The following is a 19,438-nucleotide window of genomic DNA, read 5'->3' on the forward strand; positions in this document are numbered from 1 at the left end:
CAAACAACGCTTCTTTCTGATTTATTTTTCAGCTTTTTCAAGTATCTTTTTTAATTTATGGTCAAATTCACGGCGGGGCATCATCACGATGTGGCCGCAGCCGGTGCATTGGATCTTAATGTCGGCGCCCATCCGGATAATCTGCCAGCGATTGGTACCGCATGGATGGGGCTTTTTCATTTCAACGAGGTCGTTTAATTCATACATGTTAAGACTCCTTTCTGTATATAACAGCTATACAGACAACGTGCAGCGGTTGGATCAATTTGGGCCAGCGACTTAATCCAAGTCGACGCCAAACATTTCCAAGATTCGGTTCAAATCATCGGTTGAAGCATACTCGATTTCAATCTTTCCCTTCCCCTTCTTGCGAGAAGAGTTCACGATCGAAACCGGAGTGCCGAACTTCTCCTGAAGCTGGCCTTCAGAGGCCCTGACAAATGGGGACTTGCGCGGAGTCTTCTTCTTTTTGGCCGACTTGGTCCCATTAATCTTGGCAGCCGCTTCTTCCAACTGGCGCACCGTCAACGATTCTTTGACAGATTTACGGGCCAGCTTGATTAATTCCTGCTTGTTGTTAACGGACAGCAGCGTTCTGGCCTGACCCATCGACAACTGTTTGTCTTCCAACATCTTTTTAACTTCGGTTGGCAAGCCGAGGATCCGCAAATAATTTGCAATATATGGCCGACTCTTGCCTAATCTGGCCGCAACTTGCGCCTGAGTTAAATCCAAGCGACTCATCAGCATGTTATATGCTTCAGCCTCTTCAAGAGTGGTCAAATCCTCACGCTGTAAATTTTCCATCACAGCGATTTCCATCATCTGTTCTTCGTTTACGTTTCGAATGATGGCAGGGATGGTTTCTTGTTTGGCAATCTTTGACGCTCGCAATCGTCGTTCACCGGTCAACAGTTCAAATGCCTGTACTTCTGGATCGGGCTGGCGAACGATGATTGGCTGGAAGACGCCGGAATTTTTAATTGAGTGCGCTAAATCCTCCAGTGCTTTTTGGTCAAATCGATGCCGGGGTTGATACGGGTTGGGCTTGACGGAGCTGACCTTTAAGTCAACCACGTCTTCCTTACTGGTATCAACGTTATTGTCCTGAAACAATGCTTCAATTCCCTTGCCAAGGCCGGTTAATTTTTTCTTATTCGCCATGATTTGCCAGCACCTCTTTCGCCAAATTCATATACTTCTCGGCACCCTTTGACTTAGGGGCATAATCCATGATTGGCAGACCATAACTTGGTGCTTCCGATAAGCGGACGTTCCGCGGAATAATTGTGTCATAAACCTCATCTTTGAAGAACTTACGAACTTCGGTGTTCACCTGTTCACCCAAATTGGTACGGGCATCGAACATCGTTAACAGCACGCCTTCGATCTTCAAATTTGGATTGAAGTGCTTCTTAACCAACTGAATGGTATTTAACAATTGGCTTAACCCCTCCAAAGCATAGTACTCACTTTGGACCGGAATTAAGATTGAGTTACTGGCAGTGAAAGCATTGATGGTAATCAAACCAAGCGAAGGTGGACAATCAATCAAGACAAAATCGTATTGATCTTTGACGACATCCAGGGCCGCCTTTAATCGGGTCTCACGGGCCATTTGTGGTGTTAATTCGATCTCGGCGCCAGACAGTTGAATCGTTGCCGGCACAATGTCCAACCCATCATGGGCAGTGTGCACGATGGTTTCGGCAATCGGTTCTTCGTTGACCAAAACATCGTAAATATCTTTTTTAATGTCCGCTTTGGACACACCGACGCCACTGGTTGCGTTACCTTGCGCATCTGCATCGACCAAGAGAATCTTCTTGCCCAACGAGGCCATGCCTGCACCCAGGTTAACGGCAGTGGTGGTCTTGCCAACACCGCCCTTTTGATTGGCAAGTGCGATTACATATGTCATCTGTTATCCCCCCTTATCGTTTGATTTGATCCAATGGTTCTTTGCTTGGTGTTCCAGGCTTTCTCGGATACTTTTTGGGTGTATCTTTGACTTTATCAATCACAATAATGTGACGTTTCTCTTCAGAAATGGGCAGTGCAAATTCATCATCGGCCGAAATTTGTCCGCCTAGTAGTTGAATGGCACTTTTTGCGTCCTTTAACTCATCTTCTGCTTTGGCTGCCTTTAAAGCGACCATTTTGCCGCCGACTTTGACCAGTGGCAGGCACAGTTCACTCAAAACAGTCAGACGTGCGACTGCCCGAGCGGTTACGAGATCGTATTGTTGTCGGTGTTCGGAACGTTTGCCGCCAAACTCTTCGGCGCGCGCATGAAATAAGGAAACATCGGTTAATTGCAGTCTTTCGACAAGCTGTTGCAAGAAATTAATCCGTTTGTTTAAGGAATCAACGATCGTGACTTTGAGCTGTGGAAATAAGATTTTTAGCGGCAACGACGGAAATCCGGCGCCCGCACCGACATCACAAATGGTTAACGGCGCAGTTTTAATCTGTGAAACAAAAAAGGCCGGGGTGATGGAATCATAGAAATGTTTGAGATACACGTCGGACTTTTCTGTTATCGTGGTTAAATTAACGTGCTCGTTAACTTCCACTAACAGCTTAAAATAGGCATCGAATTGATCCATCTGCTGATCCGAGACTTCGATACCTTGATCTAAAAGCGCGTTTTTAAATTGATCGTTGTTCATGATTAACTTCTCCTGATGTGTGAAACAATCTGTTTCACGTCTTATTATACTTTACCCTAAAATGGCTTGACTGACAAGGCATTCACGGACATTAATTCACTACACACATTTTTCATTTTAACATGTTTAAGGGCACTCTGGATACTGGTGAACGGATTTGATTAAATGAACGGAATTTTTAATTTGAAGTTGATCACAATGATCCTGTGCGGTTAAAAATGCCGTTGTCAGATCAAGCTGCGTGACGACTCCTCAGCAAAAAAGCAACCAGCTGAATTGTCTGATTGCTTTTTTGCATATGCATAGATGATTGATTTTATTCTAGCCAAAGTTTTAATCATGATTCAACCACAATATAATCAACAATCTATTCGCCAAGGTACATATAAAGCATCGAAATCATGCCATAGATCCGAACTGTTGACTGCTTTTCTTCCGCTCGTTTTTCCTTAACCAATTCTTGATAAAGGGTTTGATTCTCATTCGAAGTGTTTTGCATCTCAGTAACCTCCCTCAATCTTCATGATACACCTAATAGGTACTGGTAAACGAATATTATTTGACTTTGACCCCAATAAAAAAGCAGCTGATATATATCATATATCGGCTGCTTAAATAAAATGTTCAATGTAACTTAATAGGTTTCTCGTCTCTCTTTCGAAATTGGCGTACATGTTCCTTAACAATTTCAGTCACAACTTGAGCAGCTAATGTCATTGCTTCGGTGCTGACATACTCATATGGGCCATGAAAATTATCGCCACCATTGAATAAATTAGGGGTTGGAATTCCTTTGGCTGTAATGGCATTTCCGTCAGTTCCACCTCTAAATGGTGTGATATTTGGCTTAATATTGAGTCGACGATAAACATCCAAGACCAAATTGACAATATATGGGTACTTTCTAATTGTGTCCCCAATATTTCGGTACTGTTCGTTGATTTGTAAGACAATTCTCGGCGAGTCAAACCGTGAGTTGATATCGTCGACAATCCTCTGAAGAAGAGCCAAGTTTGCGTGATACTTACGAGTATCAAACTCCCGAATAATTAAATTAATATGGGCTTTGGCAATTGTCGCATTCATATCGGTAACTAAGATAAAGCCTTGATGACCACTACTCTTTTCCGCCACTTCATCCTTCGGTAGAGCACTGATAATTTCATTTGCAAGTGTTACTGCATTGACCATCAAGCCAAAAGCATTTCCAGGATGAACTGCAGTGCCCTTAATGTCTATTTGGGCTTCAGAGGCGTTGAAGGTCTCAGCTTCAATTTGTCCAGGTTGTCCATTATCTAGTGTATAGGCAAATTCAGTTCCAAATTTTTCTGCGGGAAATCGTTTGGCCCCCCTACCGATTTCTTCGTCTGGACCAAATGCCACTTTAACTTCTCCGTGTTCCACTTCTGGATGCTCAAGAAAGTAGTTGAGTGCCCCGAAGATTGCAGCAACTCCCGCCTTGTCATCAGCCCCAAGTAATGTTGTACCATCAGTTGTAATCACTCTCTGACCAACATAATTTTTTAAAAGCGGAAATTCCTTAGGGCTTAAAATAATGTGCTCTTTTTTATTCAGCACGATATCTCTACCATCATAATCCTGATGGATTTGTGGTTTAACATTTTCAGCATTAAAATCGGCTGTATCCATATGAGCAATGAACCCGATGGGGCTCAGATCCTTGTCGGAATTGCTTGGCAATGTGCCAAGGACATATGAATTTTCAGGTTCATATTCAGCATCTTCTATTCCAATATTTTGAAGATCACTCAATATCGTCTTTGCAAGTTTGACCTGTCCAACCGTGGTTGGCACGGTATGGCTGTTCGCATCAGATCTTGTGTTCACCTTTGCATATTTGATAAATAATGTTTCGATCAATTTACTGTCAAAGTCACTTGTTTTACTCAATTTATCCACCTACTTTGCGATATACGTTGTTTTCCAGTCATAAGGAACTCCAGCTGGATTGTATACAACATTCTTAACATTCGTCCTGAGCAACTGTGACTTCGCCACTTGATAAAGCGGAATCGTTCCCTGGTCGTTCATTAAAGTCTTTTCAGCTTCAACCAAATTGTTCCAGCGTTTTACTGGTTGGTTTCCAAATTTATTTTCTGACTGGTCAAGTAGCTGATCGTACTTGGAACTGTCGTAGCCGCTGGTGTTGTAACTTGAGCCTTTTTCAAAAACATCCAAGAAATTGATTGGATCTGCAAATACTGATTGCCATGTTTGCACCGTAATTTGATAATCCTTGTCGGCCTGTTTAGAAATGAGTTGGACAAACGGAATTGATTGAACTTGAATCTTAACTCCGGGTAGTTTTTGTAAATCTGCTTGGATAAATTCAGCAGCATCTTTACTGCTATCAGTGTCAGAAGTCAATAAGGTAACATGCAGCTGATTAACTCCTGTTTGCTTATATCCCTTTTGTAACAATTTCTTGGCTCGGCTTAAATCATAAGTAACTGCACCTTTCACATACGCTTCTTTATCAAATGCCTCCCCGGTTTTTGGATTACTTCCCATTTTCGAAGGAACAAATCCCTTGAGGGGAACCGAACCATCTTGTAAAACATCCTTTGTCAACTGACTCCTGTTAATTGCTAAGGAAAAAGCTCGGCGGATATTGAAGTTTTTAAATGCCTTTACTTTGTTTTGGTTCAAGTCCAATCGGGTTGTTGCGGTTGGCAATCGCTTTACAAAGTTGGGATTGTGTTGATTGTTCTTAACTTGCTGCCCACTAAGCAATGTTGCATCAGTCTTCTTAGCAGTAAACAAGTTATAACTGGTCGTTGTGTCTTCTGAAACGAGCTCATTAATCTTATTCAGATGAACGGCTTTCTTATCCCAGTAGGAATCATTCTTTGTCAAAGTCCATGACTTACTGGTTCCACTCCATTTTGTAAGTTTGAATGGACCATCTGAAACCGTGTATTTAGATGCAGTTCCATACTTATTTCCAAGCTTGTTAACGACTTTCTGATTCATTGGGAAGAACAATGGCCATGCTAACAATTTTTTGAAATATGTAACTGGCTTGGTCAAAGTAACCTCTAGTTTATAATTGCCATCTGCTTTTATTCCAAGGGAGCTCACTGGTTTTTTACCAGAATTAATATCTTCAGCGTTCTTAACCTGGAAGAAATAAAAAGCATCCTGCGAAGCGGTTTTTGGAGCGACTGTTCGTTGCCACGAATAAACAAAATCCTTCGCAGTCACCGGATCACCATTAGTCCATTTGACACCTTTTCTAAGATTAAATGTGTAATGCCTTCCGTTATCTGTGATTATCGTATTCGTTGCCAATGCTCCTTTTGGCGTGCCATTCTTATCCAAACGATAAAGACCTTCCTGGGTGTTCATCAGTACATCGAAGCTCAAAGTATCAGTTGCTTTTGAAATATCCGCAGTTGCCAGTGCTGTATTCTCAGTCCAATTCAACGTCTGAGTCTTAGCATATTTACTGTTTCCCAAACTATCGGTTTGGGATGACTTCCCACATCCCGCTAAGATAAAGATTGCTCCAAGTACGGTTAAAACTACGCTTACTCTTTTCAAATTCATAAATTAGTCCCTCCGGATTCTTATACCAGTTTCATCAATCACAATTACATATAATTCCAACATCTGGTATTTCATAAGATCATCCCCTTTTTAAGTAAGAGAAAACAAAAATAGCGTCCCTCAGCCCACTTTCTGGACTAAGGGACGCTTTGCGCGCGTTACCACCCTATATTCGTGTATCAAAAATACACCTCGACAGTACCATATGAAATCGATACCCGGCAAAATAACGTTTGCTATCCGATCAACGGCATTCACCATTAACCTGCTCAGAGCTCATCTTCATTATTTTACAATCAGGCCTCTCACCCTGTAGCCTTTCTCTTTAGAGTGTAAAAAATAACTACTCTTCTCTTCATCGCATTTTCTCATGTAATTCTAATGTCAGTCTTATTATGCCAATGATTAGTAATTGTGTCAAGACATAAACTAAGTTTCGTTACACACAAATACCTCTGTACAGTTTTGATATTCTGAAAGGGAATGTTCCCTCGTCACATAATACAAGTAAAACTGAGTTGATGGCATACGATAACTCACTGATCATCAACAAAAAAGCAACCAGATCAAATATCCGGTTGCCACTCTAGAAATAATTTAATTTACAGATCAATCTTAGAAACTTCATCCAAGAACCACTTATTAAATGCGTCGGCGTCTATGTCCACGCAGACATTCGCATTGGTCTTGCCGTCGTGATAAGCACCACGGATGTCGCCGACCGTTTCGCCAATCGCTGGGCCATCTGTAATGATATCAATCCACATTTTCTTCGTGGTAATGGCTTCTGGGTGCAGCAGGTAGAAAATGGTGTTTACATCATGCATAGCGATCCCATTAGAGCTGTTATCACCATCATGAATGATAATGTCATGGAGCATCTTGCCGGTCTCATTCATGTGTTCGAGCTTGCTGAGTGAGTCCGGTGTCAACAAGGCCTTCATGGTGATGTCCAACCCAACCATGGTGATCGGAATACCTGAATTGTACATAATTCGAGCCGCATCCGGATCGGTGAAGACGTTGAATTCAGCTGCAGAGGTCATGTTGCCTTTGCCAAGAGACCCGCCCATCGCAACGATTCGTTCGATATGGTCCTTGACCTCTGGGTATTCACTGAACAGCAACGCAATGTTGGTGTATGACCCGGTTGGCACCAAGGTGATCTTTTCGTCACTGCTCATGATCGTGTCGTGCAGAGCTTCAACGGCCGTCTTGTCCAAAGGCTTTGGCAGGTCTTCAGGAAAATCATAGCCGGGCATCCCCGATTCACCATGAATTCTGGCAGCATCTTCAAATTCCTTGATCAATGGCTGTTTTGCCCCAGCAGCAACCGGCACCTGCTTGTTAAAGAAACGGACAATCTTTTGGGCATTCTTGGTTGTCTTATCAACCGTTACGTTTCCAGCAACACTGGTAATTAATTTCACGTCAATTTCAGGGTCGTTGAGCGCCATAGTTAAAGCAGCAGCGTCATCGATTCCTGGATCAGTATCCATAATAATTTTAATGGTCATCATAAAATCCTTTCCGTACAGTATTTTAAATATCAACCGCTTACAATTAGTTCTTAACAAGAAGCGAACCACAACGTTCGCCCCTGCTATCTCTATAATAAGGCACTGAGCACCAAATCACACAAAAATAAAAATCCAAGTACATAAGTTGCCATCGTCAATTCCCGTTGCCGCCCCGCCGCAATCTTTAACAGTGGGTACGCCACGAAGCCAAACGCCAAACCAGTTGAAATACTACTGGTAAATGGGATGAGGACAACGATCAAAAACGCAGGGAACCAATCGGAAAAATCATACATATTAATCCGACTTAACTGATTCATCATCAATGCCCCGGTAATGATAATGACGGGGGCAATCGCCGCCTGTGGCACAAAGGCCAGAAGCGGAATGAAGAACAGTGAAACGGCAAACATTAAACCGGCAACAATCGATGTCAACCCAGTCCGGCCACCACTTTCAATGGCCGAGGCACTTTCGGCAGCCGCCACCGTTGGGCTGGTACCAAGAATCCCGGATAAGAAGCTGGTGACAGAGCTGGCTTGAAATGCTTTCCGAAATTTTTGGGGATTTGGCATAATTCCTTCCAGCAATCCCATGGATTCAAAGACTAAAATCATTGTCATGGAGAAAACCGCGAGAATAAATGGAATGCTCAACACGTTACTGAGATCACCTTTGGCAACAATGTTGGCATACTTGCCAATATCTCCGATCCCAACTGACGGTGCCACTTGGTCCTTGATACCAAAAGCAATCCCAACAATCGATGTCACCAGAATCCCGATAAAAAAGCCACCGGTAATATTTCTGACGAATAAGAACAGTGTCAGTAACAGTCCAAACAATGCCAATAAAGTGGCTGGCTTGGTCAAATCGCCCAACGCCAGAATTGAATTCGTCCCCTGACGGATAAGCTGGGCCTTTTCAAGCCCAATTTCCACCAGGAATAAGCCGATTCCAGCGGTGATCCCCGCTTTTAAGGTGTCCGGGATTCCCTTTGCCAATACATCACTCAGCTTGGTAAACGCAATGATGACATAGATCACACTGGAAACAATTGAGATTCCCAGCGCTTCCTGCCAGGATAGGCCCATCGCGACAACCACCGTGTAGGTGAAAAACGCGTTGACCCCCATCCCCGGCGTCAGAATCACAGGTGCATTGGCCCAAAAGCCCATGATCAAACAGCCGATAAACGAAGAAATAATTGTCGCAAACACACTTAAATCAGTGGGAATACCGGCATCTTTTAAGATCATTGGATTCACAATGATGATGTAAGAAATCGCAAAAAAGCCAGTAATTCCGGCGATGATTTCACGTTTGACGATCGCTTTATCGCGTACAGCGTCACGAAGCCGCAGCTTATTGGCTACGGCTTCTTCTCTTTGTAACTTGTCCAAAAATAAAACCTAACTTTCTTGTTACGTGTTTACCAAACGAACAGACCAACGATTCCGGCAGACATCAAGGATACCAAGATACCTGAGAGAAGCATGGTTCCAACGTTTTTACTGATCAAATCATTCTTTTCCTTGTCAACCAAGCCCTTGAAGGCACCGATAATCATACCGGTGGTTGAGAAGTTGGCGAATGATGTGATGAAGACAGTTAATTGTGCTTGGTAGTGAGCTGGGAAGATGCTGGGGTTGTTGATCGTTCCGGCGATCTTTCCCATAACAACGAATTCATTGGTAACCAACTTCATACCCATGAATTGTGCGAACTGGAATGCGTGGCTAACATCCAGACCCATCAACCATGCAAATGGGAACATGATGATTCCTAGAATATGTTCCAATGACAGCCATGGGTTGAATAATGCCAAAATCTTGTCAATCAAAGCAGCCAAAGCAACGAAGGCGATAACGTTGGCAGCAATGATTAAGATCAAACGACCGGCACCAAGAATTGAGTCGCCAAGAAATGAGAAGTATGGTTCGCGTTTCCCATTTGCTTGAACATCGCCGGCTTCAACAGCGGCTTCGCTTGAACCTGAACCGCCCATTTTGGCAACCGTATCTTCTTCAGGCGTTACCTTAACGGGGTTCAACATACTGGTAATAATCAGGGCGTTTAAAACGTTCAATGGAACGGCAGTCAAAACAAATTGACCTGGAACCATTTGCGTATAAGCACCGATGATTGAAGCAGTGACACAAGACATGGACATCAGAGCCAAAGTCAAGTTACGCTTTGCGGACATTTGCTTTAATTGAAGTGATGAAACGGCAAGTGCTTCAGTGTTACCTAAGAACATCATTTCAACGGCAAAGAATGATTCGAACTTTGGAGCGCCGGTAACAAATGAAAGTGCACGGCCGACCCATTTGATAATCCATGGCAATACTCCGATATATGTAAGAGTATCAAACAATGGAACAATCATTAAGATTGGCAGTAAGGCACTGGTCACAAAGTTCATTGATTTGGCAGTTCCACCAAATTGTGGCGTTACCCAGTTTGGCAAGGCAAAATTAATTCCTTGATAGGCAACTTGAACCAACCAGTTGAATCCATCGGCAGCGGCCTTAACGGCGTCACGGCCCCAGGCAAAACTCGTCAAAATCCATGCAAGCACAAGGTTAATGACTAAAACGACCCCAACGGAACGCCAGTTGATACCTTTTTTGTTATTTGAAAACAAGTAGGCAATTCCAAGGTATACGGCAACACCCAGGATATTAACCAGCAAATATGATAATTGCATATTCTGAAATCCTCTTTTCTAAATTTGAATGACAATAATTGCTAAACAATAATAAAGCTTGTCAGCTATCCCCCTCTATGATGGATTGGTTTTAAAATTGAAACCCAGAATAATAAACGATGAATTAACTTAATTCATCTAAGAAGCTGTGGCCAACGGATTCGTCCGATGGCTCGACGCCAAATATTTGGGCTGTGGTTGCCCCAATATCGGCCAGTGTCCGGCGAATGCCAAGCGACTTTCCCTCAGGCTTGGCAGGCATGTAGGCAATCAGTGGTAAATACTCGCGAGTTGGGACAACGTCTACTGTTGGATCGTTGGCAAAGGTTGACGTAATCATCAGCAAATCTGTGCTGTACAACTCCCGCATCAAACGAGAAAGGTGCTGATCAACCACGTTTAAAACATCGATGCATCCCTTCCCATCAGCTTCCAAAGCCTTTTGCTGCAAATCCAACAGCCTAAAGTAAAGCAGACCGTTGTTTGGCGCAATAACCTGTTGGTGAAGCTCATTAAATCCAGCTTCATCCGAGTTAACCGGGATGATCTGAGCCATGTTTTGATTAGACAGATAGCTCAGATAATTGGTAATCAAGATCGAATTAACACCAAGAAGTGCGACAATCGAGTCAATGACATTGGTCGTCCGGATATCAGTCTGGTAATCAAACATTTCCCGCAGACCGCTCAATGCAACATTGTTCTGACTCTTGAGACGAATTTTGCCATAATAGCCAATTGGGGCCTCAACTGGTGGGAGGCCAACGACTGGATCGTTGGACCGAATATTCCCAAGTCCGAGGCGGCTCAGTGCCGGCAACGCAAAGTTGGGGTCGGCAAACCTGGCAATATGGCCAAGCGTGTCGGCGCCAACGGAGTTAAACCGATTGGCGTCACTGGCTTCCCCGATCCCCAGTCCAGCAAAGTCAATTACAATTACCCGACGAAAGTCCATCAGAAACTTCCTTTCCAGATTAAATAAAGCTTTAGAAAAAAATAATCTATGTGAATAGAATACCGCATTCAGGAAACACCTGTAAATAAAAATCGAGAAATGACAATAAGTAATACGGTTTACTATACTGATTGCGCTTTCATTATATCAAAGCAGATCGGGTACGTAAATAGGAAATTTGGAAGAGTGTGACGAGACCCGGTTAGACTCCGGAGCACAAGTTAAAAGGCTTAGTGATGAACGAATCGTTCGTCGCTGAGCCTTTTGGCTTGTGTAGTAGGAGTCTGGGTCGTCGGAACACGTTTTCCACTAGGTAAGAGAGGAAACACAAAACGACAATTTACACCAAATTTGAAAGAGTGTGACGAGCAACGGGTGATGCGGTTTCTAAGGTAACTTTGGTTTAAACCCCGTTTTTGGGTTTGAAACAAAGTTACCTTAGAAGTTAGCATCAGTTGCGTCGGAACACGTTTCCACTAGGCAAAAGAGGAAACGCAAAGCGAAAATTTACACCGAGTTTGAAAGAGTGTGACGAGTGACGAGCAACGCGTGATGCGGTTTCTAAGGTAACTTTGGTTTAAACCCTGCCTTTGGGTTTGATTCAAAGTTAGCTTAGAAGTTAGCATCAGGCCCGTCGTCCACAGGACTTTTGTGGTCGTCTCCGAGTAGGCTAGACACTGCACTTCGTTTGTGGTCGTCGGAACACGTTCCACTAGGTAAAAAAAGAAAACACAAAAAAATAGGATTTAAACTCGCTTTGAAACTGCAAGTCTAAATCCTATACGGAAGGGAACTTTGGGGTTAATACCCACTTTACTAATAACTTAATGTCTTATCGCCTCAATCTAACTATTTGTTGATCCAACTGCCGCAAACTTTAATCATTTTCACGTTTTTACTTTATTGATAAATTTGCCGTGTGACCAACATTCGGTGCTGCGTGAAACTATACTACTTGGAACAACTGCTTGGAACATTAAATCTTGGTACGTGGTACTTGAAACTGTGAATCATTGGAACTTTCATCAACTTGATATCACATCAATTTGATATTCGATTGAATCTCTCAGATCCACTACAAGTGACCTCTGTACATAACCCTTTTCAATTACTCCATCAGGTTTTCAATAGCGAATCATCGAACTCATATCTGAACATTTGTGATTCATAACATTATATTCAAACACTTAATCACCTGAATTAACCTTCTGTTATTTTAACCTGTAACAATTTGAAACTCTTTGAATCGTTGAAACAATCGGCTAAATAAAACATCTATCGAACTTCCATGCTTCTAAATGAATCGTGAACCTCAAACTCTTAAAACTTAAAATAAACAACTATGCGTTCTACACGTGAAACATTTGAAAATAATCCTGTGACATTACAACATATGAATCTAGGATCAGAGAACATTCAAAGCAGGTTGGAAACCCCTGGCACTTCGAACTTCCTTTCCCTTCCTTGACTATATAATATCATATCTGGAAGCGTTTGCAAGTATTATATCTGCTTTTTCTAAATTTATTTCGGAACGTTACATTGACAACTATTTGGGCATTAAAAAAGCATGCCCAACTCATCGGTTGTCATGCTTTTTGAGCTTATTTAAATAAAAACTTCAATGGATCAAACGCAATAAATGTGATGCCGGCAACTGCGATAATCGCAATCGTAATCACAATTGGCAGTGTCTCTGAAATTGCTGTGGAATCATGCTCTGAGTATTTGACGTGTTTAACCGGGGTTGTCAAAGTGACCTTGTGACCACTGGTCGTTGTAATTTTACCAGGGGTCTTAGCTGATCTCAGCACGTGCTTATAAATCGAATTGGAAAACGCGTTGAACGTCAACAACTTAGTCTTGTTCTTACCTGCAACGACGGTTTGTTTTGTCACCTTGGGATCGCTTTTTTTAACGGTCTCGGCAAACGTCCCACCAGAAATATCATTTGGACTCGGCTTGCGCTCAATGACCGACTGATCAGGGGGAATCAATCCATCATCAGGTTCGGTTGCGGCTGAGGATGCGGTTTGAGAAGTTGCTTGGTCTGACGTCTCTGAATCAGTTGCTGGAACAACCTTGTCTACAACCGTCTTGACGGCTTTATCGACAGCCGAGTCATCGGCAACCGACGTATCCGTATTAACGTCTGTGATTGGTTCCGTTGGCGTGTCAGAATCCGCTGAGGTGTCTTTTGCATCGGTGTCTTTAGTATCTGTTTCATTTGCAGAAGATTGGTCCGAACTAGACGCTGTACTTCCTGTCATCTGAGCTGAATCTTTGTCAGTGTTCGATGTGTCGGCCGTCTGATCAGTTGAGGCATCGGTGTTTGAATCATCTTTATTAGTACTAGGATCCACCTGATTGTTCTTCGCATCCCCATATGATGTTGTGACATCTTTTTCATCATTTCCGGAAGATGTGGTGGTAGCCTTTGAATCTTGCACTTGGGCAGCAACACTATCCCCCGAAGTGCTGTCCGCTGCAGTAGGCTTCACTGTCACGGAAGATTCAACTGTCTTTGCCGTCGATTGTATTGTATCCGTTGTATCTGCATTAGCCTGTGAACTAACCCCAAAGCTGCCAAAGACCAACAGCGAGAATAACAGTGTTAACCTGTATTTTGATTTCGTATTCATTTGTCGACTCCCCCACAATTACTCGCTTATCAAATGATACTGATTAAATAATACTTACTAGATGTAATCATAATTGATTTAGTAAAATTTAGCAAGACGCCAGCAAAGACTTTACCCGAGTGTAAGCGGCATGTAAGGGTTTCGTAACAATAGCATGCTAAAGTAATATATGATTCAATAATATGAGGAGATAATGATATGAATAAACGATATTACATAGCGATCGTTGCGACTGCCGCATTGGGGATGGCAGTTTCGATGGCGCCGGCTAGTGCCGCGACGACGACTCCAACGACACCAACATCAACGTCTTCATCAAGTACGTCCACTAAAACAACTAAAAGTACCAAAGATAAGACACAAGAGGAAACACCGGCAGCGACTCTCGTTTCCTCGGAAAGCTACGACCAGCCACTTCCCTATCATTTAAAGGGTGGCTACGTTTACACGACTTCCGGCTTAAATAAAACCTTGGGCGCTGCTAAAGACTTTGCCAAAATAACCTGGTATGCTTATAAGAAAGCTGTCATTGACCGTTAGGCCCAGGGCAAAGGCAACTCTGTTTGGTACTACGTCAAGAGTGGTTCCGGCAAACAATCAGGCTGGGTCTGGCGCGGCAATCTACAGGATATTTCGGAAGGAACCTTTAATATCGCAATGAAAAATAGTGACTACTTCAAATCAGACAAAATCATTACCATGGGTGACTCAATCACCGCCGGCTATGATGGCTACGAAACCCTCGACGCCGGCTACCCAACTTGGTTAGCCCGATACTTGAACGCCAAAGTTGATAACGCTGCATATAACGGCGCCTTTCTCTGTGATGCCGGCGATATGTCGACGCCAGGCGACCTCGGCACGACCGTCAACGATACCAATTTTGCCAAATATAACGTGGCAACGATTGCTTATGGAACCAACGACTACGGCCACACCGATTCAACTCTGGACCAAATCAAGGTCACCTTGGATACCAACATCAAGAAAATGAAGGCTGAAAATAAGAATTTGATTATTTACGGTATTTTGCCATTAACCCGTTATGACAATAATCAAAATTCCGATGATGTGACTGGCCAAGGTGGTTACACCATGAACGAGTTGCGCAGCGCCGAAGCAGAAGTTTATCAAGCAAACGACGTCCCATACCTTAATTGGCAGGATGTTGATCCCAACTTGATCACCGATGCCAACCATATCGACCGCTTCAACGACGGCCGTCTACATCCTGCTGCCAAGACTTATCAGTTGATGGCCAGAGATATTGCCAAATTCATGATCAGCAATTTCCCACAAGATCAAATCAAGAAGACAACTTCAACCAAGAAAACAACCAAGTCGACTACAAAAACCACAGCGACTAAGAAAACCACTGCAACAAAAGCAACAAGTAACTATTAATTTCTATAAGAAAAGACATGTCCTGAAACTGAGGACATGTCTTTTCTTATCAACATTTTTAAATAAATGGCCGAACAATTCCAGCGATATCTGAGCGTTGACTGTTTCGAATCGGCTGGACCATGATTCTTGGCGGCCAGCTTTCAATCACCCGATTGTGTCCTAAATAAATGGCCACGTGCCAAATCACGTGCGTGCCCGGTTGATAATAAAATACCAGGTCACCGCGTTGGCGTTTGGCATACGCAATGTGCTTGAACTTCTTAGCTGCCCATAAATTTCGTGAGTTCCATTCGTTTCCTGGGTAGGCATGATGAATCGAACTGGTTGGTAAGGGATTGATACCACCCGCATAAAGCGCCTGCATCACCAAGCCGGAACAATCCGTCCCATACTTTGGACTCGATGACGATCCAACAAGATAGGGATTCCCCATGTAGCGATAAGCTTGATGAATCATCGCCGCAATATGCGCCTGACGCCCATTCCATGCATGGGCCTTCAGTGGTGCAATGTAGCGATCAATACTTGTCCAGGCGTTTTTTGAGAAGCCCATTTTCAACCAAGTCTGTTCGTTGACGTTTCCCGTCACTTTTAAATGGTGGCGGCGTTGAAATCTTTTAACAGCATTGTAGGTTGCCTGGTTGTATTTGTCATAGCCGGTAAAGGTCCCCATTTTGCGCATAATGTACCAAGTTTTAATCCCTTCAAAATGCCGTTTAACCGTGTAGCCGACTTGTCCGTGAGGCTTAATTTGATGATATTGAACCTGATAATATTGTTTCGGATTCTGGTAGCCGGAAGTCTTGACGACAAATCGTTTGTTTGCGGTCACGTATTTGCCGGTATTGGTCTTTAAAACAGGCGCGTGCCCATCTAACGTGACGACTTTGGTAATTTTGGCAAAGTGGTCGGCACTGACCTTCTGATCCGGATGAAGTTTTGCGGGATCTCGGTAATAGGTAACTGCCCGCTTTGTTTTGATAATTTTGGGATTGGTTGTGTAGTAGTCCGTGCTGGCCTGGGTCGTCATGCCGGTCAGCGCAAACACTAAAATAAATGTGGCGCTGATCATGGCAACTAGTTGCTTGTAATTTTTCATTTCAACATTCTCCTATTTGTTAATAACTCAGGGCTCGATAGCCATCCCTTGATCGATGGTACTGCATGGTTGAAATTTTCATGCTGGTCTTTTTCTTCGTCCACGGGTCGTTATAGTAAAAGCGGGTTTTGGAAAATCCAGATATGGTGATGGCGTGATTGACAAAGCCGTCGACATTATTCAACCAAACGACGACCGGCCGTTGGTTGGTAATTTGTTGCTTAATGGCGGCAGTGGTTGCGCCCGTCATATTTTTGGCGCTGCCGACTTGACGTTTGACTACCTTCATCAACCCACGTGGGTACACATACCAGCCGGTTGGGCTGTACGGACTACCGACAAATCCTTTGTTGGGGTTGCGGCTGCGAGGGACCTGCTTAGCCAACTGCATCTTAGTGACTTTCGACCCGGCAAAATTGAGCATCATCGTGGTTGCCACAATTTCACACCCCGTTGGCAGTTCAGGCCTTTGCGCGATCAGTGGAACATTCAACCAGCGATAGGAATTGTCCGTCGCGTTCTCGTGGACCCAGCCTGTAAACTGGTGATAGGTAAACTTCAACCACGTGGCATTACCAACATTTTCCTGTTGAGTAATATGAACTTTTTGATGCCGAAATTCATTGGCGTGGGCAATTGGCTGAATATTTTCAGCAGACGTTTTCCAACCACCAGACTTATACACACCGTAATTATGTTTCGGTGTGCTTTTAATTCGTGTGTAAAAATTGCTGTCCTTTAGGCTGGTAACATCCTGATAATTGGTATCCGCGCTCGCGGAGGGGCCGCTTACCCCCATCAAAATCCCCAGGACGATAAACGCGATCAAACAAGTTAGACGCTTCATGAGCAATCCTTTCTATGTATAAGATAAATTTTATTATACTATCTTTTTGTCAATTTTTACATGACACTTTACTAAAATTGATATCCCATTCTTGATTTTATATAACAACCAGTGCGAAATTAATCATAAGTAAAAAACACGCGACCCGAAATTAATCGGATCGCGTGTTTATTTTTAATCGCCTGAAAGACATATGCTTGAAGTATGCCTTCCACCCAGCGATTTATTCGTTACCTGTGTGCAACTACAAATCATATTGACGGAACTAGTGATTCCATAAAGCGGACGGCCAAATCACTTTGGTCGACATTACATATTAAGTTTGTAGAGCTGGAATTGGTAAAAATATGAATCATGTTAAAGCTTATCAAAGATTACTTAGCAATGTAATCAGTGTTGGCATTAGCATTAGTTTCTTGTGCGGGAAGTGGCAATGTAGTAGTGAATCTCTGCATTACAACTTTAACAGTAGCACCCTTAGTCTGCAAATCGGCGTTATTAGCCTTAGTTGCTTGACCATCAAATACGTAGAAGTAACGTTGAGTACCATTGTTAAGTGATTGACCAAAGAATCCAGTCTTAGGAAGACCAGTAGTTTTCCCAGTTGTTGGATCAGTCAATTGACCTGCGGATGCAGTATAAGAATTTGTAGCATCCTTAAATTGATTAATGAACTGGGCGTTAGCATTATTACCTAAATCGTAATCATCAAAGTATTTAGATACATTGAATGTTGATGGTGTCGTCTTAGTATCAGGAAGTGCTTTTGATTGTTGGTCAGCAGTCATTGCTGGATAACCATAAGCAAAATCACTTGCTGAAAGAGCTGCGATTGAAGAACCTGAAGTTGTTTCATAGTAGAAAGCAACCTTTGTTTGTGCAGCAGTTGGCGTAACATCAACAGTCAAAGTATCGCCAAACTTAGCACCAGTAATAACTGGACTAATGGTCAAATTAGAAGCATTGCTGGCAACTGACTTACCATCAGTAGTCTTAAATGTATAACCCGAAGGTGCACCGGTGTTTACGAGGTATTGAGTCAGGCTGTAACCAGCATTGTTAACCAAAGCATTGACAGCATTACCTTGCTTGGTACCAGTAGAAGCGGTAGTCCAAGTATTAGTCTTATCTAAGACCTTACCAGTAGTCGCATCACGATAAGCGATCTTGACACTAGTATCAGCGTTAAACGTATCAACTGGTGTTGCTGGAGTAGCTTGCTTCAAGCCGCTGTAAAGAATCCAGCCATTAGCTTTGCTGTTGGCAGCATCGGTCGCTTCGATCTTAACCCACAAGTCGCCTTCACGGGTCCGAGTTGTTTCATCGGTAACCTTGAATGTTGCGTCCTTGTATGGTGTTGAGTCGGTAATGACACGGCCCTTCTTGTATTGAGTCCATGCAGGATAAGTGTATGTGACTTCAGTGCCGTCATTTGTGGTACCAGGATTTGCGATCTTGTAAGTTGCGGCCTTTTGAGTTGCACTCAAGCCAGTTGTTTGACCTTGGGTGTTAATTGAGGCACTTGAATTTACAGATGAGCTGGTATCAGCATTTGCAGCTGGTGCAGTGGTAGTGTTGTACTGTTCAACACCGCCGCCAAATACACCAGAAGTCTTACCACCATAGATCCAGCCACGGTATGCGCCATCAAATGACACAATCTTGTAGTAAACTGATCCACGGTTTGTTGTTGCAACACGGTAGGCACGAACGTTGTGTTGTGAGCTCTTTGAGTTTGCGAAACTGCTTAATACAGCCTTGCTTGCCTTAACTCGGGCACCACGTAATGTACCTGCTTTAGTATACAAAGCGCTCTTACCGGTGAAGTTAACGTTGCGAGACGTTGCATCCCCACCAAGTGCTTTGTTAGAAGTAACTTTCGCATATGACTTTGCGCTTGCTTGAGTAGCATTTGCAGTACCGACTGCGGCAACAAGGCCAAGTGCGGCAACCCCTACGAAAAGTGACTTTTTCAAAGTATTTTTCAAATTACATTCCTCCAATATGTTAAAGATT

General features: G+C 43.2%; 17 protein-coding genes and 1 other annotated feature. Of the genes, 2 read left to right on the plus strand and 15 right to left on the minus strand.

What is annotated here, in order from left to right; all coding sequences use genetic code 11:
- Positions 1 to 21: 21 nt before the first annotated feature.
- The 12 genes from FC51_RS07350 to FC51_RS07400 form a co-directional block, all read right to left on the minus strand.
- Complete coding sequence (locus FC51_RS07350; RefSeq protein ID WP_057909754.1) at positions 22 to 207, minus strand: DUF951 domain-containing protein; 186 nt, start codon at positions 205 to 207, stop codon at positions 22 to 24.
- 72 nt (positions 208 to 279) lie between these two features.
- Positions 280 to 1,164, minus strand: coding sequence for a ParB/RepB/Spo0J family partition protein (locus FC51_RS07355; protein ID WP_057909755.1), 885 nt, complete (start codon positions 1,162 to 1,164; stop codon positions 280 to 282).
- Positions 1,154 to 1,921 carry a ParA family protein gene (locus FC51_RS07360; RefSeq protein WP_057909756.1) on the minus strand — a complete coding sequence of 256 codons (768 nt, stop codon included), beginning with the start codon at positions 1,919 to 1,921 and terminating at the stop codon, positions 1,154 to 1,156. The genes FC51_RS07355 and FC51_RS07360 overlap by 11 nt, the downstream gene beginning before the upstream one ends.
- A gap of 13 nt (positions 1,922 to 1,934) precedes the next feature.
- Entirely contained in the window at positions 1,935 to 2,672 is a 738-nt protein-coding gene (gene rsmG, locus FC51_RS07365; protein WP_057909757.1) for a 16S rRNA (guanine(527)-N(7))-methyltransferase RsmG, read from the minus strand.
- Positions 2,673 to 3,039: 367 nt separating this feature from the next.
- Positions 3,040 to 3,171 carry a hypothetical protein gene (locus tag FC51_RS12640; protein ID WP_257786595.1) on the minus strand — a complete coding sequence of 44 codons (132 nt, stop codon included), beginning with the start codon at positions 3,169 to 3,171 and terminating at the stop codon, positions 3,040 to 3,042.
- Positions 3,172 to 3,296: 125 nt separating this feature from the next.
- The gene (gene pepT / locus FC51_RS07370; RefSeq protein ID WP_057909758.1) at positions 3,297 to 4,583 is read right to left on the minus strand and encodes a peptidase T; all 1,287 of its coding nucleotides are present in this window, start codon (positions 4,581 to 4,583) and stop codon (positions 3,297 to 3,299) included.
- 9 nt (positions 4,584 to 4,592) lie between these two features.
- Entirely contained in the window at positions 4,593 to 6,242 is a 1,650-nt protein-coding gene (locus tag FC51_RS07375; protein ID WP_057909759.1) for a peptide ABC transporter substrate-binding protein, read from the minus strand.
- 137 nt (positions 6,243 to 6,379) lie between these two features.
- Positions 6,380 to 6,610, minus strand: a binding site (T-box leader).
- 234 nt (positions 6,611 to 6,844) lie between these two features.
- On the minus strand, positions 6,845 to 7,759 hold the full coding sequence (rihC, locus tag FC51_RS07380) for a ribonucleoside hydrolase RihC (protein ID WP_057909788.1): 915 nt from the start codon (positions 7,757 to 7,759) through the stop codon (positions 6,845 to 6,847).
- 92 nt (positions 7,760 to 7,851) lie between these two features.
- Positions 7,852 to 9,165, minus strand: a complete 1,314-nt coding sequence (locus tag FC51_RS07385; RefSeq protein WP_057909760.1) for an NCS2 family permease — start codon at positions 9,163 to 9,165, stop codon at positions 7,852 to 7,854.
- Between the two features lie 29 nt (positions 9,166 to 9,194).
- Entirely contained in the window at positions 9,195 to 10,472 is a 1,278-nt protein-coding gene (locus FC51_RS07390; RefSeq protein ID WP_057909761.1) for a NupC/NupG family nucleoside CNT transporter, read from the minus strand.
- Between the two features lie 124 nt (positions 10,473 to 10,596).
- Positions 10,597 to 11,427: an alkaline phosphatase family protein gene (locus FC51_RS07395; protein WP_057909762.1), complete on the minus strand. Its 831-nt coding sequence runs from the start codon at positions 11,425 to 11,427 to the stop codon at positions 10,597 to 10,599.
- Positions 11,428 to 13,031: 1,604 nt separating this feature from the next.
- A complete protein-coding gene (locus FC51_RS07400) occupies positions 13,032 to 14,069 on the minus strand; it encodes a prolipoprotein diacylglyceryl transferase (protein ID WP_057909763.1) in 1,038 nt (345 codons plus the stop codon).
- Positions 14,070 to 14,267: 198 nt separating this feature from the next.
- Here FC51_RS07400 and FC51_RS12545 point away from each other — a divergent pair, with 198 nt between their 5' ends.
- Positions 14,268 to 14,609, plus strand: coding sequence for a hypothetical protein (locus FC51_RS12545; RefSeq protein ID WP_225355043.1), 342 nt, complete (start codon positions 14,268 to 14,270; stop codon positions 14,607 to 14,609).
- 117 nt (positions 14,610 to 14,726) lie between these two features.
- Complete coding sequence (locus FC51_RS12550; protein ID WP_225355042.1) at positions 14,727 to 15,473, plus strand: SGNH/GDSL hydrolase family protein; 747 nt, start codon at positions 14,727 to 14,729, stop codon at positions 15,471 to 15,473.
- Between the two features lie 58 nt (positions 15,474 to 15,531).
- Here FC51_RS12550 and FC51_RS07410 read toward each other — a convergent pair whose 3' ends face one another.
- The 3 genes from FC51_RS07410 to FC51_RS07420 all read right to left on the minus strand — a co-directional run bounded on the left by FC51_RS07410 (position 15,532) and on the right by FC51_RS07420 (position 19,410).
- Complete coding sequence (locus tag FC51_RS07410) at positions 15,532 to 16,548, minus strand: DUF5776 domain-containing protein (protein ID WP_375710462.1); 1,017 nt, start codon at positions 16,546 to 16,548, stop codon at positions 15,532 to 15,534.
- Positions 16,549 to 16,594: 46 nt separating this feature from the next.
- Complete coding sequence (locus tag FC51_RS07415) at positions 16,595 to 17,422, minus strand: C39 family peptidase (RefSeq protein WP_057909765.1); 828 nt, start codon at positions 17,420 to 17,422, stop codon at positions 16,595 to 16,597.
- Positions 17,423 to 17,796: 374 nt separating this feature from the next.
- Positions 17,797 to 19,410, minus strand: a complete 1,614-nt coding sequence (locus FC51_RS07420; RefSeq protein ID WP_057909766.1) for a hypothetical protein — start codon at positions 19,408 to 19,410, stop codon at positions 17,797 to 17,799.
- Positions 19,411 to 19,438: the final 28 nt, after the last annotated feature.

Origin of the sequence: Lentilactobacillus parabuchneri DSM 5707 = NBRC 107865 (genome assembly GCF_001435315.1) — a bacterium.
GTDB lineage: Bacteria > Bacillota > Bacilli > Lactobacillales > Lactobacillaceae > Lentilactobacillus > Lentilactobacillus parabuchneri.